Origin of the sequence: Candidatus Poriferisocius sp., assembly GCF_965204015.1 — a bacterium.
GTDB lineage: Bacteria > Actinomycetota > Acidimicrobiia > Acidimicrobiales > Bin134 > Poriferisocius.
In genome coordinates, this window is the sequence record NZ_OZ241965.1 from 207,225 (window position 1) to 227,212 (window position 19,988).

At 65.4% G+C, this 19,988-nt stretch carries 18 protein-coding genes; 10 read left to right on the plus strand and 8 right to left on the minus strand.

Features of this window, described 5'->3' with window-relative positions:
- Positions 1 to 9: 9 nt before the first annotated feature.
- A complete protein-coding gene (locus ACOGJC_RS00905) occupies positions 10 to 1,017 on the minus strand; it encodes an amidohydrolase family protein (protein ID WP_419846631.1) in 1,008 nt (335 codons plus the stop codon).
- A gap of 63 nt (positions 1,018 to 1,080) precedes the next feature.
- Positions 1,081 to 2,415 carry a dihydroorotase gene (locus ACOGJC_RS00910; RefSeq protein WP_419846632.1) on the minus strand — a complete coding sequence of 445 codons (1,335 nt, stop codon included), beginning with the start codon at positions 2,413 to 2,415 and terminating at the stop codon, positions 1,081 to 1,083.
- A 98-nt stretch (positions 2,416 to 2,513) separates the two neighbouring features.
- Between ACOGJC_RS00910 and ACOGJC_RS00915 the strand changes: the two genes are divergently transcribed.
- Positions 2,514 to 3,293: an SDR family NAD(P)-dependent oxidoreductase gene (locus ACOGJC_RS00915; RefSeq protein WP_419846633.1), complete on the plus strand. Its 780-nt coding sequence runs from the start codon at positions 2,514 to 2,516 to the stop codon at positions 3,291 to 3,293.
- Positions 3,294 to 3,312: 19 nt separating this feature from the next.
- Here the strand turns inward: ACOGJC_RS00915 and ACOGJC_RS00920 are convergent, their stop codons facing one another.
- The gene (locus ACOGJC_RS00920; protein ID WP_419846634.1) at positions 3,313 to 3,684 is read right to left on the minus strand and encodes a VOC family protein; all 372 of its coding nucleotides are present in this window, start codon (positions 3,682 to 3,684) and stop codon (positions 3,313 to 3,315) included.
- A 95-nt stretch (positions 3,685 to 3,779) separates the two neighbouring features.
- Here ACOGJC_RS00920 and ACOGJC_RS00925 point away from each other — a divergent pair, with 95 nt between their 5' ends.
- The 4 genes from ACOGJC_RS00925 to ACOGJC_RS00940 are packed head-to-tail and all read left to right on the plus strand — an operon-like array spanning position 3,780 to position 8,477.
- On the plus strand, positions 3,780 to 4,781 hold the full coding sequence (locus ACOGJC_RS00925) for a zinc-dependent alcohol dehydrogenase (protein WP_419846635.1): 1,002 nt from the start codon (positions 3,780 to 3,782) through the stop codon (positions 4,779 to 4,781).
- Between the two features lie 11 nt (positions 4,782 to 4,792).
- Positions 4,793 to 6,031, plus strand: a complete 1,239-nt coding sequence (locus ACOGJC_RS00930) for a M24 family metallopeptidase (protein ID WP_419846636.1) — start codon at positions 4,793 to 4,795, stop codon at positions 6,029 to 6,031.
- Positions 6,028 to 7,608 (plus strand): PEP/pyruvate-binding domain-containing protein, encoded by a 1,581-nt coding sequence (locus ACOGJC_RS00935; protein ID WP_419846637.1) that lies wholly within the window; start codon positions 6,028 to 6,030, stop codon positions 7,606 to 7,608. The genes ACOGJC_RS00930 and ACOGJC_RS00935 overlap by 4 nt, the downstream gene beginning before the upstream one ends.
- A gap of 5 nt (positions 7,609 to 7,613) precedes the next feature.
- Positions 7,614 to 8,477, plus strand: coding sequence for an NAD(P)-dependent oxidoreductase (locus ACOGJC_RS00940; protein ID WP_419846638.1), 864 nt, complete (start codon positions 7,614 to 7,616; stop codon positions 8,475 to 8,477).
- Here ACOGJC_RS00940 and ACOGJC_RS00945 read toward each other — a convergent pair.
- On the minus strand, positions 8,474 to 10,573 hold the full coding sequence (locus ACOGJC_RS00945) for an acetate--CoA ligase family protein (protein WP_419846639.1): 2,100 nt from the start codon (positions 10,571 to 10,573) through the stop codon (positions 8,474 to 8,476). The two genes, ACOGJC_RS00940 and ACOGJC_RS00945, sit on opposite strands and share 4 nt — an antisense overlap.
- A gap of 73 nt (positions 10,574 to 10,646) precedes the next feature.
- Between ACOGJC_RS00945 and ACOGJC_RS00950 the strand changes: the two genes are divergently transcribed.
- Positions 10,647 to 11,165: a DUF7700 domain-containing protein gene (locus ACOGJC_RS00950; RefSeq protein ID WP_419846640.1), complete on the plus strand. Its 519-nt coding sequence runs from the start codon at positions 10,647 to 10,649 to the stop codon at positions 11,163 to 11,165.
- 9 nt (positions 11,166 to 11,174) lie between these two features.
- Here the strand turns inward: ACOGJC_RS00950 and ACOGJC_RS00955 are convergent, their stop codons facing one another.
- Entirely contained in the window at positions 11,175 to 11,990 is an 816-nt protein-coding gene (locus ACOGJC_RS00955) for a coniferyl-alcohol dehydrogenase (RefSeq protein WP_419846641.1), read from the minus strand.
- 121 nt (positions 11,991 to 12,111) lie between these two features.
- Between ACOGJC_RS00955 and ACOGJC_RS00960 the strand changes: the two genes are divergently transcribed.
- The 3 genes from ACOGJC_RS00960 to ACOGJC_RS00970 are packed head-to-tail and all read left to right on the plus strand — an operon-like array spanning position 12,112 to position 17,241.
- Positions 12,112 to 13,383 (plus strand): amidohydrolase family protein, encoded by a 1,272-nt coding sequence (locus ACOGJC_RS00960; protein ID WP_419848278.1) that lies wholly within the window; start codon positions 12,112 to 12,114, stop codon positions 13,381 to 13,383.
- Between the two features lie 37 nt (positions 13,384 to 13,420).
- Positions 13,421 to 15,145, plus strand: a complete 1,725-nt coding sequence (locus ACOGJC_RS00965) for a hydantoinase/oxoprolinase family protein (RefSeq protein ID WP_419846642.1) — start codon at positions 13,421 to 13,423, stop codon at positions 15,143 to 15,145.
- Positions 15,142 to 17,241: a hydantoinase B/oxoprolinase family protein gene (locus ACOGJC_RS00970; RefSeq protein WP_419846643.1), complete on the plus strand. Its 2,100-nt coding sequence runs from the start codon at positions 15,142 to 15,144 to the stop codon at positions 17,239 to 17,241. The genes ACOGJC_RS00965 and ACOGJC_RS00970 overlap by 4 nt, the downstream gene beginning before the upstream one ends.
- Here the strand turns inward: ACOGJC_RS00970 and ACOGJC_RS00975 are convergent, their stop codons facing one another.
- Entirely contained in the window at positions 17,242 to 18,072 is an 831-nt protein-coding gene (locus ACOGJC_RS00975; RefSeq protein WP_419846644.1) for an SDR family NAD(P)-dependent oxidoreductase, read from the minus strand.
- A 74-nt stretch (positions 18,073 to 18,146) separates the two neighbouring features.
- Between ACOGJC_RS00975 and ACOGJC_RS00980 the strand changes: the two genes are divergently transcribed.
- The gene (locus tag ACOGJC_RS00980; RefSeq protein WP_419846645.1) at positions 18,147 to 18,656 is read left to right on the plus strand and encodes a protein-tyrosine phosphatase family protein; all 510 of its coding nucleotides are present in this window, start codon (positions 18,147 to 18,149) and stop codon (positions 18,654 to 18,656) included.
- Positions 18,657 to 18,667: 11 nt separating this feature from the next.
- Here the strand turns inward: ACOGJC_RS00980 and ACOGJC_RS00985 are convergent, their stop codons facing one another.
- A complete protein-coding gene (locus tag ACOGJC_RS00985; protein WP_419846646.1) occupies positions 18,668 to 19,432 on the minus strand; it encodes an SDR family NAD(P)-dependent oxidoreductase in 765 nt (254 codons plus the stop codon).
- Positions 19,433 to 19,505: 73 nt separating this feature from the next.
- Positions 19,506 to 19,916: a flavodoxin family protein gene (locus ACOGJC_RS00990; RefSeq protein ID WP_419848279.1), complete on the minus strand. Its 411-nt coding sequence runs from the start codon at positions 19,914 to 19,916 to the stop codon at positions 19,506 to 19,508.
- Between the last annotated feature and the right edge of the window lie 72 nt (positions 19,917 to 19,988).

Consider the following 19,988-nt stretch of genomic DNA (forward strand, 5'->3'; position numbering starts at 1 on the left):
AGTAGTTGGCTACAACCCGAACACCCGGGCGGCGTTGCCGCCTTTCATGGCGATCCGGTCGGCATCGGTAAGTCCCTCGGTGCGGTCGATGAGACCCATGGGGTCGGGATCTCCCATGTCGAAGGGGAAGTCGGTGCCGGCCATCACCCGGTCGCTGCCCACCACCTCGACAAGGTGGCGGAGATAGAGCGGCTGGAAGACCATCGTGTCGTAGAGGAGGCGCTTCATGTAGTGGCTGGGGGGATGGTCGGGAATGTTCACCCGGGTCTCGGGGCGGACCTCCCAGGTGTGGTCGGAACGAGAGGCGTAGAACGGCAGGTAGCCGCCCCCATGCACCAGCACCAACTTGAGATCGGGAAGCTCCTCGAACAGCCCGGAGAAGATCATGCGGTTGACAGCCACCATGGTCTCCAGGGGGTTGCCGATGCAGTTGGTCATGAAGTATTCGCCGAATCGGTGACTCTCCTCGTAACCGTTGGGGTGCAAGATCACCGGTATGCCCTTGGCCGCCACCGCTCGCCAAAACGGTCGAAAGCCCGGTTCGTCGAGGTTGCGGCCCGCGATGGTGCCGCCGATCTGCAAGCCCTTGAAACCCAGCTCGTCAACCGCCCTGTCCATTTCGGCGATGGCGAGGTCGATGTCTTGGAGGGGCACCGTAGCGCCGAACGCCGAGAACCGGGACGGCCGGTCAGCCACGGCCTGGGCCAGGTTGTCGTTTTGGAGTCGAGCAGCCTCGGCCCCCACCTCCGGCGGCGCCCAATACCCGTACTCGGACACGAACGTGGACAGGCCCTGAATGTCAACCCCCATCTCGTTCATGTGTTCGATCCGGGCTTCGGGCTTCGTCAGGGCATCGAAGATCTGGGGAAACATGACCTTGTTCTGGTCAAGGGAATCCTGGCCCATGAAGTAGATATAGGGCTCGTCTTGGGGCCGACCATGGGGACTAAGCAGCTCACCAGCCGATGGCGTGGCCAGATGGCAGTGAACGTCGATCGTCGGCCAACTCTCAGCCATTGCCGGTTCCCCTAACCGCATTCTCCAAGGACAAATCCGAACCCTATGTGATGGGGAGTGCGACTAGCCGCCCGGACCCGGCATGAAACGACCCCGGGGTGGGGCCCCGTCTTCGATGGGGTGCCCACGCAGCAGCACCGATTCCACGCGGCCCTGCACGTCGCGACCAGCGAAGGGCGTCCATCCTGCTCTTGAGACCACGGCCTCGTTGGTGATCTGCCAAGTCGCGTGAGGATCGAGGATGACGAGGTCGGCGTCATAGCCCACCTCCACTCGGCCCTTGCCGCGCAGTCGATACTGTTCGGCGGGCTGCTGGGCGTAGGCCTCGACCAGCCGTTCCAGCGTTGTTCGACCGCTCAGGGCGGCGTCCACCATGAGAGGTACGGTCGTGTCCAGCCCAGGCAACCCGAAATGGCACTCCCAAATGGTGCCCTCTCGCTTTTGGGCCTCGGTCGACGGGGCATGATCAGTGGAGAGGTGGCTGATCGAGCCGTCGTTGAAGGCGTTCCACATCCGGTCTTCGTCCTCCGCCGAGCGGATTCGGGCAGGCGGGGTGAATTTGCGGAATGGGCCGTGGTCATGGATCTCCGATTCATGGAGGTAGAGGTACTGGGGACACGTTTCCGCCACGATCGGTGATCCGGCGGCCCGCTCCCGCTGAATCAGATCGACCACATCGGCGCTGCTGGCGTGGGCGACCGTGGCCCGAACCCCGGTGACCTTGGCCAAGAGAGCAGCCGACCCCACCGCCACAAGTTCCGCCTCCCTGGAGCGCCATTCGGGGATGACCCCCGGGTCGATGCGGCCTTCAGCCTTGAGGCGGCGCTCGTTGCGTGCCGTCATCACATCGTCTTCGCAGTGAACCAGGCAAGCGGCGTCGAGGCTGGCCAGCTCCTCGAAGATCTCCAAAAGCATCTCGGCTGTGACCGCGGGGATCCCGTGGGTGGTGCAAGTGAAGATCTTGAAGAACGTGACGCCGGCCTCCCAGAGGCTGCGGATCTCGCCGGCATGCTCCGGAAATGCGTGAGCCGCCAGCGCATAGTCCACATACGACCGATCCCGCAGGTGGTGCCACTTCTCCTCGAAGCGCCCGGCACTGGTGAGCGGCCAGCCGTGGGTGTGCTCCACGATTGTGGTCACGCCCTGGCGGGCGGCGGCCCGAGTCCCCGTCGGGAAATCCTCTCGGGTCGAATCACCCGGCTCCATCAGATGGACATGGGTGTCGACCATCCCAGGCAGCACGAATCGGCCATCGGCGTCAAGGGTCTTATCGGCGGATTCGGGCGAGTCCGGGTCGAGGATTGCCGCCACGCGGCCATCCTGGACGTACACGTCAGCGCGTTGTCGGCCGGTGGCGGTCACCACCGTGCCGCCCCGGACTACGAGATTGAACGTCATATCGATTTCGGCAATCAAACCCGACGCGATGCATCGTGGCTGGCGATGTACGACGATATCAGGATGCCGTCAGCGGCCCGACCGAAAGCAGGTGCCTTATGAAGCTCGACGGGAAGGTCGTCGTTGTCACCGGCGCGGGCCGAGGAATCGGCCGGGAGATCGCCCTGACCTGTGCTCGAGAAGGGGGCATGGTGGTCTTGGCGGCCCGCTCCGTCGGCGCCCTGGAAGACGTTGCCGGCATGATCGAAACCGCCGGTGGCCAAGCCCAGGTGGTTGAAACCGATGTTTCCGACCCCGATGCGGTGACCTCGCTGACCAGTCGGGTCCTGTTTAGGTGGGGCCGCATCGACGTGTTGGTGAACAACAGCGGGATCGGCGGCCCTTCGGCACCACTGTGGGAGGTGCAGCCCGCCGACTGGGAGGAGACCTTCGCGGTAAACGTGACCGGGGTCTACCTGTGCTGTCAGGCCATGCTGCCGTCGATGATCGAGCGCCGGTCGGGTTCGATCATCAACATCGGCTCGATCACCGGCAAACGCCCGCTGCTGAACCGCACTGCTTATGCCGCCAGCAAAGCGGCACTCATCGGTCTCACTCGCACCCTGGCGGTGGAGACCGGACCGCACCAGATTCGAGTCAACCTCGTCTCACCTGGCTTCGTGGAGGGCGAGCGAATCGAATGGGTCTTCGAGCAACAGGCAGCCCAGCAAGACCGTCCCGTGAACGATGTCAGATCCGACGCCGAGAACATGACACCGCTGAAGCGGCTAGTAACCGCGGCCGACGTGGCCCAAACTGTTGCTTTCTTGGCCTCGGATGAGTCCGCGGGGATCACTGGTGCCGACGTCAATGTCACCGGTGGACTGGTGATGTACTGAGCCGGCGAGACCTGGGCCGTCAGTAGACGATCATTTCGATCATGTTGCCCCAGGGATCGTTGAAGAAAACCTGGCGGAGGGCAGCCGGTGAATCAGGGAGCTCCCAAACGGTCACGCCGTGCCCATCAAGATGCTGAATCATGGCCTCGACGTCGTCTACTTGAAAGGCCAGGTGGCTCTCATTCGCCCTGATCGGAGCCTCGGCACCCCTCAAAGTGCCGTTAGTTGTCAGGTGCACAGGGGTGCCGCTGGCGTCGAACCAGGCGCCCGGAAAGCCAAAATCAGGTCGCGGAATCTGGGCCAAGCCCAGCACATCGCCATAAAAGGCAACCGCCTCGTCGATGTCGCCAACGCATATTGAACCGTGGTCGAGCTTGGTGAGTCGCGGCATGAGAGATGGTGACACCTTCGTTTGGCGGGCCTACCACCAACAATAGTTCCATCGCAGGCGACTACGAGGGGCCACTTCACAACTAGTCTCATCAAATGCGCGCCGCGCAACTCACCGCACCCGGGGTGGTCGAGGTCGTAGACAAGTCCCCGCCAGATTCTGAAGGGTCGGCCGTCATCAGGATGGAGACTCTGGGGCTGTGCGGCACCGATCTGAGCATTGTGGCCGGAAAGGTCCCGGTCGAGATGCCTCGAGTGATGGGGCATGAGGGAATCGGCACCATCGAAGTGGCCGGCTCCACTGGGGCTTTCTCAATAGGCCAGCGGGTCCTCATCAATCCCGGGTTGTTCTGCGAACGCTGCGAGCTGTGTCGCCGCGGTTACCCCAATCTCTGTCCCAACGGAGGTCTGCTCGGCCGAGAAGTCGACGGGTTGTTCGCCGACTACGCCGCGATGGACGAACGCCAGCTGCTCGCCGTTCCCGATCACGTGACCGCGGACGCGGCTGGCGTCATCCAGGTGCTGGGCACCTGCGTTCACGCGGTGTCCAAGGCACCGGTTTCGCCGGGCGATACCGCTGTCGTTCTTGGCCTCGGCGTTTCCGGCCAACTCATCGCCCAGATCCTGGCCGCCCAGGGCGCGCAAGTCGTCGGCGTGACTCGGTCGGAGTGGAAGCGCGAGCTCGCGCTTCAGCTGGGGGTGACAGCCACCGCCGCCCCTGACCAGGCAGCCGCGGTGGTGGCTGAACTCACCAACGGCCGCGGGTCCGACGTTGTCTTCGAGGCGGTGGGAACGGTACAGACCTTTTCCCAGGCCATAGAACTGGCCGGGTCGGCCGCCACCGTCGTGTTCTTTGGCACCACGACCGGTGTCGGGAATGGCTTGCCCTACTATCAGCTCTATTACAAGGAGCTGACGTTGCGAAACCCGCGGGGAGCCACGATGGCGGACTACGAGCAGGCAATCGCCTTGGTTGCCGATGGAGTAGTCAATGGAGCTCCCCTTGTCTCGGCGCGATTCAGCCTTGAAGACGTCGACGGAGCCCTCGCCGCAACCCAAGAATCATCAACGCTGAAGGTGCTGATGGAAGTGGAATGAATGGAGCCAACATGAAGGAAGCATTCGGCGTTCTCGCTACCGACTGGCGCGAAGGCATCAACTGGCAAGAAGTCCGCGAATGGCGTTTGCGAAGGGCTCGGGAGGCAATGCGCCGCCACGGCCTCGGGGCGATGCTGCTGATGTACGACGAGAACATCCGCTATGTCACCTCCACGATGACTCCCGGCTGGAACCAGCTCAAGCCGGGCTTGCGCTATGCCGTGCTCACCGAGGGCAAGGAGCCGATTCTCTACGAGCAGGGCGACATCGGCTATCACATCCGCGAGCACTCACCGTGGATCCCCAAGGAGAACGTCCGCTACTCCTACGCCTGGATAAAAGGCGCGGCCGGGCCGGCATCCACAGCACAGGTCGCGAAGTTCACCAATGCACTGGTGAACGACCTGGAAGACGCCGGCGTCACCGATCAGCCCCTGGGCGTTGACTTCATGGATCTCAATATGATCCGCGCCTTTGAAGAGCGAGGCCTCAACTGGGTTGACGGTATGACTCCCATGATGGAAGCCCGGTCCATCAAGAGCCCGAATGAGCAAAAGGCGATGCAGATGGTTGGCTCCATCTGTGACGTGACTCACTACGAGCTGACCCAGTGGCTGAAGCCCGGAATCACCGAGAACGAGGTCACCGCATTCACCATGGAATACCTCTACAACTTCCCCGGGATGGAAAATGTAGAAGACGTCATCGTTTCTTCGGGGCCGAACGCTTGGCCCAATTGGCGAAACCACGGCGACCGGATCATCCGGCCCGGCGACATTGTGATCATCGACCTCGCCGCGCTGACGTGGAACGGCTTCAAGTCGTGTGTCTACCGGACCTACTGCGTGGGCGGGGAGCCCACCGATGAGCATCAGCAGTACTACGACCTAGCCTCCAAGTGGTTGTGGGATTCGATCGACATGGTCCGGCCGGGCGTGACTACGGCCGACATCGCCGCTGTGTGGCCGTCGGCCAAGGAGATTTGGGGTTACGAGGAGGAGGATGAGGCTGCCGCCAACCTCTGGGGCCACGGTCTCGGCTTGGCCCAGTACGACCAACCGGTGATCTCGAGGATCTGGTCGCTGGACCACCCCCAGGAGATCCAACCGGGAATGGTGTTCGCCCTCGAAACCCAACACGGCAAGCTTCATGAATTCGGAGTGCGGCTCGAAGAGATGCTGACAGTCACCGACACCGGCATCGAGATGCTGTCCACCTACAAGAGTCACGAGATCATCCGCGCCGGATGACCGCAGACCGCCTTCAAGTCCGCGGTCTCGACGATCCATCTGCTGTTGAGGTTGCTATCAGCGGCGCCAAGGGCGCTGGTCTGGCCCGCGCCCGGGCGGCAGGGTTCCCGGTGCTCGATGGGTTCGTCATCCCCCCGGCGTGCTCCGAAGAGGCCCTCGACCGAGCGGTCAACTTGCTTGAGGAGCGGGGCACCGGCGGAGCGAGGATGGCCATCATCGGCTACCCGCTGCCCGATTCACTGGTCGACGAGATCAAGCCGCTGGCCGCCGCGCTCGAGCCCCCCTTCATCGTTCGCTCCTCGAGTGTCCTGGAGGGCAGCGGCCAGTGGTCGGGGGCGTTCACCTCGGTTCCCGAAGTCCTGTCTGACGAGATCGGACAGGCGGCCAAGAGCGTGTGGGCCACCAGCTTTTCCATCGAAGTGCTGGAACGATTCGAAGCCGCCGAGTTGGCGCCGGGGAGCGCGCCGATGGGGGTGCTGGTTCAGTCTGAGGTGCAACCTGACTTCGGCGGGGCCGCCATCGTTGATTCCGCCGGCGCGGTGACCGTCAACGCAGTAAAGGGTTCGCCGCGGGACTTGATGGCGGGATGGGTCCCCGGGGTGCGCGCCGTGGTCGAAGACGGCGTTCTCCGGGGAACAGAGTGCGCCGACTTGGTGGGCGAAGATCAGACGCTGACCATCGCCGATATGGCGCTTCGGGTGGAACGGGAGCTGGGCTTCAACCTCATTGAGTGGGCCATCGTTGCCGGAGATCCCATCTTGTTGCAGGTTCAGCGTTCGGCCGGGCACGAACCCGAGGAGGCGATGGTGGTGCCCGCGGCGCTGGCCCACCCGTTTGCGCTGGACTTTGTGCGACTGGCCCAGCGCTACCCCGGCGCAATCGGCGACGAGCTGGTGCTCGGTTGGCTGTCGGCTGCTCCTCCTGGTCTGGAGGCCTCGGCGTATACCCCGACGGGCGACCGGGATGCGGTACTGAACGAGGCCCGCCGAATTGCGGCGACGCTGACCGCTCAAGCGTGGGGGAAGCCCGAGCAAGAAGCGTTGGCCCAGGCCGGGCTCGTGCTGAGGCGGATGAAGAGCGACCGTCCCAACGAGTCAATCGACGCACTGCGAGAGCTGCAGCCGGTCGACCTGGCCCTGGCCCAGAAGCTGTTGGGCATGGTCGAGTACCTCGTGGCCACTGACGCCGCACCCCCTCGACGGGGCATCGGCCGCTGGGAACCGGTTCTGGCGGGGGTGTTGGCCCTTCAGGGAGAGGTCCACGAAGGCGAACCCAGCGTTGGCGGGGTAGGTGCGGGCCGAATGGTGTGGCTCGACAGCTCAAAGCAGACTGGGCATGTGCAACCCCGTGACATCATCGTCACCCAGTATCCGCTTCAAAACTTCTCTCCCCTTCTGTGGGATGCCGCCGGGATTGTGACCGTTGGAGGGGCACCCACCGCCCACCTGTTCGAAGTCGCCCGCTCCTTGACGGTTCCCGCGGTCATCAACTGCCCCATCGCCCACATCGTCAAGGCCGGCCCTCGTTTGGGCATGCTCGACGGTGACGCCGGCCGAGTGGCCATCGCCAAGGACTGAGCGCAGTGGTGGAGAGGGCAACCGTCGGGGTCATCGGTCTCGGTGTCATGGGCTCGGCCATGTCGCGCCACATCATCGCGGCAGGCCATGAAGTGGTCGGATTCGACATCGATCCCGTTCGACGCGCCGAATTCGCCGGTTCGGTTGCCAAGTCGGTAGCTGACGTCGCTCGCCGGGCCCCGATTACATTGCTTTCCCTCCCGTCATCTGAGGCCCTGGCCCAAGTCGCCGCCGAGTTGGCCGACGGCGCCTCGCCCGGGTCGGTTGCGGTAGAGATGGGAACGCTACCGCTGGCCGACAAGGAAGCCGCCTGCGCTCTGTTGGCTTCGAGCGGCGTCGACCTCCTCGATGCTCCGGTCAGCGGAACTGGTCTTCAGGCCGCCGATGCGACCCTTGTGGTGTACTCCAGCGGAGAGCGGGCCGCTCATGAACAGGTGGCCCCGATCTTCGACCTGATCGGCAAGCAGACCTTCTATCTCGGCCCCTTCGGCAACGGCTCCCGGATGAAGTTCGTGGCCAATCTGTTGGTAGCGGTGCACACCCTGGCCGCGGCAGAGGCCCACCAGCTTGGCAGCGCGTGCGGTCTCGACCCCGACGTCGTCCAAGAGGTGATCGCGGCTGGTGTCGGCTCGTCGGCCATGTTCGAGATCCGGGGCCCGATGATGGCGGCGGACACCTATGAGCCACCGTCTGCCCGCCTCGCCATCATTTTGAAAGATGCGAGCATCATCGCCGACCACGCCCGGAGCCTCGACTCCCCCGCTCCTCTGCTCGACGCCGCTATTCCCCTCTATGAGGCCGCAGTGAATGCCGGCCTCGGCAACCTGGACGCCGCGGCCTTGCGCCGGCTGCTTGCAGAGCTCAATTAGCCGTCGACCGGATTGCCGACGGCCAGGACCATGAGGTGGTCGACAACAACGGCTCCCTGGCCGCGGTCGAGCACAACCACAGGGTTGAGGTCGAGCTCAGCCAGACGATCATCCAAGGCTGCCGCCAGGGTTGCGGTGGCCATGATGACATCGACGAGAGCGTCCACATCGGCGGGCGGGCGGCCGCGGGCACCGTCCAGCAGGGGGAAGCCCTTAAGAGACTGGATCATCTCGTAGGCGTCGGCCTTGTCCAATGGCAGTGGGCGGACAGAGGTGTCGGCTAGCACCTCGGCGAAAACGCCGCCGGTGCCCACCATGACGGCGGGACCGAGCGTGGGATCGCGGGTCACGCCCACAATCATCTCGGTGCCACCGGACACCATCTGCTGAATCTCCACTCCGTCGATGGCGGCGCCGGGGGCGGAGGCCCGAGCCCGGTCCAGTATCAGCTGGGCGGCCTGTTCCACTCCGTCGAGGGTGTCCACTCCCAGCACGACCAATCCGGCATCGGACTTGTGGGGGAAATCGGCAGAGCAGATCTTCACTGCCACCGGCAGGCTGATGCGCTCCGCGGCCCGGAGGGCATCGTCGGGCGAAGCGGCCACATCGCTGGCCACCAATGGCAACCCGAACGCGCGCAGCACCGCTCCGGTGTCGGACACCGGAGCACCCAGGGCGGCCTCCGCGGCCTTTGGCACGGCAGCGAGCAACGGTGGTCGCACCCGGAACGTGGACCGATGGCGCTGGTAGCGGTGATAGGCGGACAACGCGGCGAAGCATCCCCGGAAGGAACGAAACAGCGGAATCCCCGATTCCACCAGCCGGTCAAAACCCACCTCATCGACCTTGAAGGAGTTCCAAGTGGCGATGATGGGCTTGTCCACCTCATCGGCCAACGCCACGATGTCGTCGCCCAGCGGGTCGGACATCGACGGAACCGCCCCAGTGATGCCAATCACCGTGTAGCCCACCACCGGATCGTCGTCGATGTCTCTAATCACCTGTCGGCGGATCTCGGCCGGCTGGGTGATGATGAACGTGCCCCCGTTGTCGACGGGGTTGGACACAGCCAGGTAGCGAGGAATGTGGCGGTGCAGCTTCTTCTGGGTTTCCTCAGCCAACTCAGGGGCGGACACACCGGCCAGCTCCGCGGCTTCGGCCATGAGGGTGCTCGAGCCCCCAGAAATGGAATAAAGCCCGGCGCCTTCGCCAACATCGGGCCCCAGCTTGGCGAACAGGGCGGCCGTTTCCAGCAACTCGTCCAGGTCGCGCACCCGCACCACCCCGTACTGCTCGAAAAGGCCGTCGATCACCGCGTCCGACCCGGTGAGGTGGCCGGTGTGCGACGACGCCATGCGCGATCCGGCATCAGTGGCCCCGATCTTCAACAGCACCACCGGCTTGTGCTGGGCGTTGGCCGCCTCCAGCGCGGTGCGCAGCTTGTCAGCCGAGCGGAAACCCTCGATGTAGCCGGCGATCACTGCGGTGTCATCGTCGTAGGCGAAGTACTCGATGAAATCGCTTACTTCTAGATCCACTTCGTTCCCGCAAGGCACTTGGCGGCTAAACCCAATGCCGAAGTGAACCCCCTGAACGATGGGCCGGCCGTTGTGGCCCGACTGGGTGACAACCCCGATCTTCCCGCCCCGCAGCCCTGGCACTTCGGGAACCGGCTCGAAGGCATTGGTGTTGGTGTTGGGGCCGAAGATGCGGATGCCGTTGCGAAGGCCCGCCTCCCCCAGTTCGGCCTCCAGCTTGGCCCCCTCGGGGCCGACCTCGCTGAATCCCGACGAGAACACCAGGGCGTACCGAACCCCCACGGCCCCACACTCGTCCACGATTTGGGCGCATGCCGCTGGCGGGGTCGAGAGCACCGCCAGCGCCACCGGCCCGGGCACGTCGGCCACCGTCTCATGGATGGGAACCGATCCGATCGACCCGCCCTTGGGATTGACCAGATGCCAGTTTCCCTGCCCCCACCGAGAGTCCATTGCGGCCCGCAGCGCATCCTCAGTCTGGGCGCGGTCGACCCCGCCGATTACCGCCACCCCGTCAGGGTGGAAGAACTCCTCCAAGTCGACTCGACGCTGGGCCATGGGAAATCGATGGTAGTGAGCGGGCACCTTGCACCTAGAGGCAGAACCAACCCGGCAGGCTACGCTGGCCGTCATGGAGATCGGCCATGTCTATGAGATGCCGCCCATGCGGCCCGACGACGCCTATACCACTTACTTCGACGCTGGAGCGATCAAAGTCGGGGTGGAGTACCGCGACCTCAACCCCGAGGCGCTCATGGAGTATTACCAGGCCGACGAGGCCTACATCGAGGAACTGCGGCGCACCGCACCTCTGGGCATTGAGGACCGGGGCGTGTCTTTGCATGTTTTCGACGCCGACGGCGAGTGGGAGTATCTGCGCTTCGACTTGTTCGAAGACGCCCCCCACTACCACTACAACCACTTGGGCGGTGGGCGGAACCACATCATCCCCTTCGACGAGACCGCCCACGGCCCCATTGCCGAATGGGCGATAGACAAGATCCGCACCGGTGGGCTGGCCCCCATGCTTAGCCAGGCCGGCGCGCCTGAACTGGCCAACGCGCTGGATGCCGATGTGCTGGCCGAGACCGCCGACAAGGTGGCCTCGCTCACCGCCGATCTTCAGAAACGCCTAGCCACCACGGCCTAAGGGCGAGAGCTAGCCGGCCAACTCGCCGAAGTCCACCTGGCCGGTGATCATCGAGCCCTGGAAGGAGTTGTCGATGTTGACGTTCACACCCGACACGAATGACGCCGCGTCCGACCCCAGATAGGCCAGCAGGTTGGCCACCTCGGCGGCGGTCACATAGCGGCCCCCGGATTGGGCGGCCGTCCAGTCGATCATCTCCTCGCCCATGGTCTTCTTGAAATCGGGCAAGAGCGGGGTGTCGATGGGGGCCGGGCAGGCGCTGGCGATGCGAACGCCGTTGGACAGCATTCCCTTGGCGGCCTGCATGGTGAAGATCTGCACGCACTCCTTGGAGAACATGTAGCCGTCGGCCACCACCTCGGGGTGCTCCTCCACCCAGGCCACCGCCTTGTCCCAGTCGTCGATGGACAACAGCTCGGTGATCTCGCCCTGGTGGGCCGGCCAGTTCATGCCGGCGATCGAGGCGGTGTTGACCACTGCGCCCCCCGCGGGGATCTTGGGCAGCAGGGCGTCGGTGAGCCGCATCAGCCCCAGGGTGTTGACCTTCATCACGTCCTCGGGCGAGAAGGTGGCTGCGATACCGGCGTTGTTGAACAGCACATGTACCGGAGCGTTGATGGCCGCGGCGGCCTCGTCGACGGCCACTGGGTCGCCCATGTTGGTGGGGATGTAGCGGGTTATCGGACCTTGGGGCTCTTTGATGTCCAACGCGGTGATCGACGCCGCTCCGAGATCGTCCAGTAGTTCGACCAGCGCGGCACCCACGCCGGAGTAGGCGCCAGTGACCACGACGTTGCGGCCTTCGTAGCTCATGGGGTTCGACATTTGGGGCCTCCTGGGGCTTCTGGGGGATAGCTCGGCTGGCGAATATTACTGCGCCAAGTATCGTTGGAGTCACACTGGCGAGCGACGTAAACCGACGGAGGACGCTGTGAACCTCAACGAAATGATCATGGTCAGCGTGGACGACCATTTGTGCGAGCCCCCCGATATGTTCGACAACCATCTTCCGGACAAATGGAGGGATGAGGCCCCCAAGGTGATCCACACCGAGTCGGGCGACGACGTGTGGTCGTTCAACGGCGCCATCATCCCCAACGTGGGGCTGAACGCGGTGGCCGGGCGGCCCAAGGAGGAATACGGCATCGAGCCCACCGCCTTCGATGAGATGCGCCCCGGCTGTTACAACGTCCACGACCGGGTCAAGGACATGGACGCCGCCGGGGTACTGGGCTCGATGTGCTTCCCGTCGTTCCCCGGATTCGCCGGCCGGCTGTTCGCCAACCACCCCGACAAGGAGTTCGCCGCCGACCTAATCAGGGCCTACAACGACTGGCACATCCACGAGTGGGCCGGGGCCTATCCGGGCCGGTTCATCCCCATGGCCCTGCCCATGATCTGGAGCGCGGAGGAATGCGCCGCCGAGGTACGCCGGGTGGCTGAACTGGGCTGCCACTCCATGACCTTCACCGAGAACCCGGCCAAGCTGGGCGAGCCCAGCTTCCACAGCGACTACTGGGACCCGCTGTGGCAGGCGTTCAGCGACACCGGCTCGGTGTGCTCCATCCATCTGGGCTCGTCGGGAGAGATGGTGATCACCGCCCCCGACGCCCCGATGGACGTGATGATCCAGCTCCAGCCCATGAACATCAGCCAGGCGGCCGCCGACCTGCTGTGGTCGCCCATCCCCCGCCGCTTCCCCGACCTGAAGATCGCCCTGTCGGAGGGCGGCACCGGCTGGATCCCCTACTTCATGGACCGGGCCGACCGCACCTACGACATGCACCACCTGTGGACCGGGCAGGACTTCGACAACCTGCTGCCCAGCGAGGTGTTCCGGCGGAATTTCCTGACCTGTTTCATCAACGATCCGGTTGGGGTGGCGCTGCGCCACGAGATCGGCATCGACAACATCTGCTGGGAGATGGACTACCCCCACAGCGACTCCACCTGGCCCAACGCCCCCGAGCTGCTGGACGAGACGCTGACCGGTGTGCCCGACGATGAGGTGGACAAGATCACCCACCTCAACGCCATGGCCTGGTACCAGTACGACCCGTTCGCCCACCGGGAAAGGGCCGACTGCACCGTGGGAGCACTGCGGGCTTCCGCCGCCGACCACGACATCTCGGTTCAATCATTTGATAAGGGCCGCCACCAAGGCAAAGACCGCGACTTGGCCGGGTTCACCACCCGGAACAAGGGCGTCAACCGCTGAGGTTGCGGCCAGCCTGACCGCTCCGGCCCTCGGAGTTGTGCGCATCGGCATCGACACCGGGGGGACGTTCACCGACGCTGTGGTGGTGGACTCCGGCCCGGGAGAAACCCGGATCGGCCTGGGCAAGGCGCTGTCAAACCCTGGCGATCTGACCGCAGGTGCACTGGCCGCAGTTGAGGCGGCCGCCAGTGATCTAGGCCAGCCGCTTGCCGAAGTGCTCAAACGGGCCGATTCCATCGGCTACGCCACCACCGTTGGACTCAACGCCCTCCTGACCGGCACGGGAGCACCCATCGGCCTGATCACCACCGAGGGATTCGAAGCCACTTTGCCGGTGGCCCGGGCAGCCAAGGTGGCCGGCTTGTCCCCCGCTGAGGCCACCGAGGCCGTCTGCTGGGCCAAACCCCCGCTGCTGTTGAGCCGTCGGCGCATCGTGGGCGTGCCCGAGCGGATCGACGCCCATGGCGACATGGTTCGCCCGCTAGACGAGGCCGCCGCGGTTGCCGCCATCAAGGCGCTGCGGGACGACGGGGTGACCAGCTACGCCGTCAGCCTGCTGTGGTCGGTGGCCGACCCCCGCCACGAAGTCCGCATCGCCGAGCTGATCGCCGAAATCCACCCGTCTGCCCACGTGTCGTTGTCGTCGGCAGTACCCAGGATCGGCGAATACGAGCGGACCATGACCACGGTGCTCGACGCCAGCACCGCCCCGCTGGTGGCCGAAGAGATTCGGGCCCTAGTCGAAGCCATGGCCGAGCGGGGATTCGCCGGGCACCTGCGCGTCATGCAGTCCAGTGGTAGCACCTGTGCTGCCGGCGGCGCACTCCGATCAGTGGAGACCCTGGGATCGGGGCCGGTTGCGGGGCTGTTGGCGTCAGCCGAACTGGTCCAGCAACTGGGCCGAAGCGAGGCCATCGCCACCGACGTGGGCGGAACCAGCTTCGATGTCGGCCTGATCACCGGCGGCGAACCCACCATGGCGACGCGCCCCATGATCGGACGCTGGGCCCTTGCTCATCCTGTGGTGGAGGTGGTGTCGATCGGCACCGGTGGCGGGTCGCTGGCTTGGATAGATCCGGTGCTGGACAGTCTGCGAGTCGGACCCCAGTCAGCCGGCGCCCAGCCTGGACCGGCGTGCTACCGCCGGGGCGGGACCGCTCCCACCCTGACCGACGCCGCAGTGACCCTGGGCTACCTCGGTGGACTAGGTGAGGTTCTGGAATTGGACCGAGAGGCGGCCGCCTTCGCCTTGGAACAGGAAGTGGCCGCACCGTTGGGGTTGTCGGTGCCCGACGCGGCCGATGCAGTGGTTGGGGTGGCCTGCTCCCAGATGGCCGACTTGATCCGGCGAGTGACTGTCCAGCGTGGCCACGACCCCTCCGGCTTCACCATGCTGGCCTATGGCGGCGCTGCCCCCCAGTACGCCACCCGGTACGCCGCCGAAGTGGGTGTGGCCGAGGTCGTGGTACCCGCAACCGCATCGGTGTTCTCCGCTTTGGGCGTAGCTGGAGGAGAAGCGGGAATTGGGCCGCTGCACACCTCTGGGGCAGAGCCGCCGTCGGTCGGACACCGCGACGCCTGGTTTGGCGGTCACCTCATCTCCTGTCCGGTGTACGACGGCCTTCGCTTGGCGCCGGGCACTCGCTTGGATGGCCCAGCGCTCATCGACTATCCATCCACCGCCATCGTGCTACGCCCTGGTGATCGGGCCGAGATCACCGCTGAGGGCCATACCCGCCTGTTCCCCGGACCACCGTCATGAGCTCAAGTCCCGCTCCCCCGCTGGACGCCGCGTTGTTCGAGGTGCTGCGCAACCGGCTGTGGGCCATCAACGACGAGGCGGTGGACGCCATCGTGGCGGTGTCGGGGTCGCCTATTGCCACCGAGGGCAACGACTTCAATTCCGGCATCTTGACCGCAACCGGTGAGGTGGCCCTGGCCGGACCGTATGTGTTGGTTCACGCGGCAGCACTGGGTCAGGTGGTGAGACACGTCATCGATCAATTCGGCGACGATCCCGGCATCGGGCCCGGCGACATGTTCATCACCAACGACACCTACGTGGGCGCGCCCCACCAGCCCGACGTCATGGTCATGGCCCCCGTGTTCCGGGGCGACCGGCTGATCGCCTGGTGCGGCTCGTGTGTCCACCAAAACGACGTGGGCGGACCAGTACCGGGGTCGATCACCGTAGGGGCCACATCTATCTACGAGGAGGCCGTGCCCATGGCCCCCACCCGAATCGTGGAGGCCGGGGAACTGCTCGCCGATGTGGAGCAGGAGTACCTGGGCCGGTCCCGCACTCCGGAGTTGAACCGGCTCGACCTGCTGGGCCAGATCGAAGCCAACCGGGTGGTGGATGGTCGGATCAGCGGGCTATGCGATCGCTACGGCACCGACACTGTTGTGGCCGTGCTCGACGGACTCATCGACCGCACCGAGGCCGCAGTGCGATCCCGGTTGGCCTCTCTGCCGGATGGGCGGTGGCGCCATCGTGGACTGGTGGAACACGACGGCATCGACGACCGGGTGTACGAGATCGGTTTGACCATGACCAAGCGGGGCAACTCCTTGCACCTGGACTTCACCGACGCCAGCCCCCAGGCCCCGGCGCTGATCAACACCAGCCGAGCCATCACCTCCAGCTACGCCATGGCCGCAGTGATGACCGTGCTGGGCTACGGCCTACCCTGGACACCCGCGGCGTTCTGGCGAGTCATGGAAGTTGACACCACTCCAGGCACCATCGTGGACTGCCTTTGGCCGGCAGGTATGTCCATGGGGGTGACCGCCGCCGGCCAAGAAGTGCGCACCGCGGTAAACGTCTGCTTGAGCCGAATGTTCGATGCCACCGACGACCCCGACGTGCGCGGTCAGATCCTGGCGTCGTGCGTGTCAGGGTCGTTTACCCAGACCATCTCAGGATCGTTCGACGACGGGCGGGAATTCTCGGCCATGCTCCTCGACGGGCTGCCTGGCGGGTCCGGAGCCCGGTGGGGCGGAGACGGCCCCGACACCGGCGGCTATCTCACCTCCCCCGCCGGCCTGTGTACCAACATCGAGACCAACGAACAGCACTACCCCGTGCTCTACCGCTACCGCAAAGAGCGCCCCGACTCTGGCGGCCCCGGCCAATGGCGAGGCGGAGTAGGCGTGGAGAACGCCTACCAGTTGCACCGGGCTACCGGGCCGGCGACTTCGACGGTGTTCGCCCACGGCCAGCAGCCCCCCACCGCCGCGGGCGTGCTCGGCGGCGAACCCGGCATGCAGCACACCGGGGTGTACGAGCGGTCCGACAGCACAATAGAAGTGCCACCCCCCAAACAAGTAGGCGAACTGGCCCCCGGTGATGTTTACACCAACCTCTGCGGCGGCGGGGGCGGAGTGGGCGATCCCTTGGATCGCGACCCCGTTGCGGTAGAGCACGACGTGGCCGAAGGCCTGGTCACCAAAGCCGGTGCCACCCGTGACTACGGCGTGGTAATCGGCGATGAGGCGGCCACCGAAACCCTGCGAGCAGCCCGCCGCCAAGAGCGCATCGGCCGCGACCCGGCTCCGCCGCAAGAAGAGCCTCCCCTAGGTCGACGGCTCAGCTCAACCGTGGTCTTGACCGACGGCCATTACCTATGCCGTCGCTGCGCCCACGACCACGGTCCCACCACCGAGCCCCTAGTCAGTCTGCTAGCCATCGCCCGCTCCCCTGTTGACGAGCGCACCCCTTGGCCCTCATCCCGCCCCGGCGCCAACCGCTTCGAGATCCGCCGCCTCTACTGCCCCGCCTGCGCCGTCCAGGTGAACGTTCAGGTCGCTCTTGCCGACGCCCCCCTCCTAGAGACCGCCGAGCTGCTCGACGACTGACTACCAGCGGGAGCCGCCGGCGACGGTGATGCATTCGCCGGTGACGAACGAGGCCTCGTCGGAGAGCAGGAAGGCGATGACCGCGGCGGTTTCGTCGGGGTGTTGCAAGCGTTCGAGGGCGATCTTGGACCGCACCCATTGGCTGCGATCACCTCCAGACTGCGCCACGGTTTGCTCCAGATAGGGATGGCCGCTGTCGGTGGCGTCGGGATCGACTCCTAGCGGGCGAACTCCGTTGACCCTGATCCGGTGGGGGGCCAGTTCCATGGCCAGCGCAGCTACCAGCCGGTCGACCCCGGCTTTGGCTGCAGCGAATGCCGAGGTGCCGACGGCCGCGGCCACCGTGGCATATGAAGAAAGCAGCACAATCGACCCGCCTTCACCCTGTTCGACCATCTGGCGGGCGGCGGCCTGGGCCACCAGGAACGCTCCGGTGAGGTTCACGTCCGTCGAGCGCCTCCACGACGCCTCGGACAGCTCCAGCAGCGGTGCCCACCCCATGTCGGGCCCAAGCCCGCCGGCCACGTTGACCACCAGGTCGAGCCTCCCGAATTCGGCAATGCACCGCCCCACCGCCTCGTTCACCTGATCGGCGTCGGCCACGTCGGCCTCCAGTCGCAACGCCGCCTGCCCCTCGGTCCGCACCGCCTCCACCGTGGCGTCCAGAGCCTCCGGGGACGCGCAGGCGGTATCCGGGTGGCCAATCTCCACCCGGTCAGCACATGCCACATCGGCCCCAGCCCGGGCCAGCCGCACCGCCACCGCCCGCCCGATCTCCGGTGGACACGCCGCCCCCATCACCAGAGCCACCTTCCCGGAGAAGTCATCCATCCCCCCAGCATCCCCTACCCGCCCCGCTGGCTTCCACCACTGGTACCCCGAATGACGGTCAGTAGGGTGATGCAGTGCAGGTGGGGACGGCGCGATATCAGATGGCGGGGGGGATTCACAGGATTCCGGTCCCCGAAGCGGCCGGGCATCTCCACGCCACCGCATTCGCCGTGACCGGGCCTGATCCGGCGGCGGCGCTGGAGGATGTGGGGGCCGAGGTGATGGTGTGTCTGCTCACCGACGCGGAGATTTCCATGCGCTATCCCGACTATCCCGCTTGGTTGGCCGACCCCACCCCCTACCAGGCCATACATGTGCCGATTGTCGATCAAGGGGTCACTGGCGACGACACTATTCGGGATCTGGTAGACGACATCAACCAGCACCTCGACCAGGGCACGGGGGTGGTGGTCCACTGTGGGGCCGGATATGGACGGGCCGGGATTGTGTGCATCTCCGTGCTGACGTCCCGGGGGATGGACCTCGACCATGCGGTGGCCGCGGTGCGAGCCGCTCGTCCGGCGGCTGGACCCCAGTCCAATTCGCAAGAGGCTCAGATCGCTCGTTTGTCCAACGGAGTCTGAAGGGCTGCGGGTTACATGCCGCCGGCGATTTTGAAGTCGTGGCCGGTGGCGTATGACGAGGCGTCGGAGGCCAGGTACAGGGCCAGGCCGATGATCTCGTCGCAGTCGGCCACCCGCTTCATCATGGTGGCCTTGCCTGATCTCTCCGGAAACTCTGGGTCGAACCGCATCGATCCCTTCATCATCTCCGACATGAAGGGCCCCGGCACCAGGGAGTTGACCCGCACATTGAGCCCAGCCCACTCTCCGGCCATGGCCCTAGTGAGGTTGTGCAGCGCCGCCTTGCTGGAGGTGTAGATCCCCACCCCGGGACCGCCGCCGTAGGCCCCCATGGTGGTCACGTTGATGATCGATCCTCCACCAGCCTCGCCCATGCGGGGGGCCACGAGCCCGGCCAAACGGATCGGCCCCTTCACGTTTACCGCGTACACCTTGTCGAAGTAGGCCTCGGTGCAGTCGGACACGGTGACCGGCGCGGGGTTGATGCCGGCGTTGTTCACCAGGACGTCGATGCGGCCGAAGTCGCCATACACCCGATCGACCAGGGCGTCGATCTGGTCCCACTCCCCCATGTGGCAAGCAATGCCTCGCACCGATTGGCCGCCCAACTCATCATTCAGCTCAGCGGCGGCCTCGTCGCAGCCCTCCTGGCGCCGTCCGGTGATCACCACCTCGGCGCCGGCCATGGCATAGCCCTTGGCAATGGACCGGCCGATGCCCTTGGTCCCCCCGGTAACCACCGCCACTTTCCCCGTCAAGTCGAACAAACTGCTCATGGCCCGATCTTACGAACCGCTCCAGGCTGACCCTCATGCAGGGAAGGATGGTCGCGGCTATTGGGACGTGGACTCAGTAGATGCCCAGATCCAAGCCGGCGGCCAGGGTCATGCCCAGTTCGCGGCAGGCCTCCAGATGGGCATCGGTCAGCTCGCCGGTGGCCACCACCGGCGGAGCCACCGCCTTCCACCCCAGCCCGGTCACCAGAGGCTCCACTGCCCGCACCGCGCCGGTGCCGTCGTTGCCGGCCCTCACGAACAGCCCGTAGGGCCGCCCTCGGGTGTGGTCCAAGCAGTCGTAATACACGGTGTCGAAGAAGTGCTTGAGCGCGCCGCTCATGTAGCCGAAGTTCTCCGGTGTGCCCAGCAGGTAGCCGTCGGCGGCCATCACATCATCGGCGGTGGCTTCCAGCGCGGCTACCTGAACCACCTCCACCCCGTCGATGTCGGGATGGGTGGCCCCGGCTACTACGGCCTCGGTCATGGCTTTGGTCCCCCCGGTCTTGGAGTGGGACACCACCAGCACTCGCACCCAACCGACGGTACTCCTCCGCCG

What these genes read in the sequence shown, in the direction of transcription:
- ACOGJC_RS00905 (WP_419846631.1), bottom strand. Translation starts at nt 1,017, where the DNA reads ATGGCTGAGAGTTGGCCGACGATCGACGTTCACTGCCATCTGGCCACG.
- ACOGJC_RS00910 (WP_419846632.1), bottom strand. Translation starts at nt 2,415, where the DNA reads ATGACGTTCAATCTCGTAGTCCGGGGCGGCACGGTGGTGACCGCCACC.
- ACOGJC_RS00915 (WP_419846633.1), top strand. Translation starts at nt 2,514, where the DNA reads ATGAAGCTCGACGGGAAGGTCGTCGTTGTCACCGGCGCGGGCCGAGGA.
- ACOGJC_RS00920 (WP_419846634.1), bottom strand. Translation starts at nt 3,684, where the DNA reads ATGCCGCGACTCACCAAGCTCGACCACGGTTCAATATGCGTTGGCGAC.
- ACOGJC_RS00925 (WP_419846635.1), top strand. Translation starts at nt 3,780, where the DNA reads ATGCGCGCCGCGCAACTCACCGCACCCGGGGTGGTCGAGGTCGTAGAC.
- ACOGJC_RS00930 (WP_419846636.1), top strand. Translation starts at nt 4,793, where the DNA reads ATGAAGGAAGCATTCGGCGTTCTCGCTACCGACTGGCGCGAAGGCATC.
- ACOGJC_RS00935 (WP_419846637.1), top strand. Translation starts at nt 6,028, where the DNA reads ATGACCGCAGACCGCCTTCAAGTCCGCGGTCTCGACGATCCATCTGCT.
- ACOGJC_RS00945 (WP_419846639.1), bottom strand. Translation starts at nt 10,573, where the DNA reads ATGGCCCAGCGTCGAGTCGACTTGGAGGAGTTCTTCCACCCTGACGGG.
- ACOGJC_RS00950 (WP_419846640.1), top strand. Translation starts at nt 10,647, where the DNA reads ATGGAGATCGGCCATGTCTATGAGATGCCGCCCATGCGGCCCGACGAC.
- ACOGJC_RS00955 (WP_419846641.1), bottom strand. Translation starts at nt 11,990, where the DNA reads ATGTCGAACCCCATGAGCTACGAAGGCCGCAACGTCGTGGTCACTGGC.
- ACOGJC_RS00960 (WP_419848278.1), top strand. Translation starts at nt 12,112, where the DNA reads ATGATCATGGTCAGCGTGGACGACCATTTGTGCGAGCCCCCCGATATG.
- ACOGJC_RS00970 (WP_419846643.1), top strand. Translation starts at nt 15,142, where the DNA reads ATGAGCTCAAGTCCCGCTCCCCCGCTGGACGCCGCGTTGTTCGAGGTG.
- ACOGJC_RS00975 (WP_419846644.1), bottom strand. Translation starts at nt 18,072, where the DNA reads ATGGATGACTTCTCCGGGAAGGTGGCTCTGGTGATGGGGGCGGCGTGT.
- ACOGJC_RS00985 (WP_419846646.1), bottom strand. Translation starts at nt 19,432, where the DNA reads ATGAGCAGTTTGTTCGACTTGACGGGGAAAGTGGCGGTGGTTACCGGG.
- ACOGJC_RS00990 (WP_419848279.1), bottom strand. Translation starts at nt 19,916, where the DNA reads ATGACCGAGGCCGTAGTAGCCGGGGCCACCCATCCCGACATCGACGGG.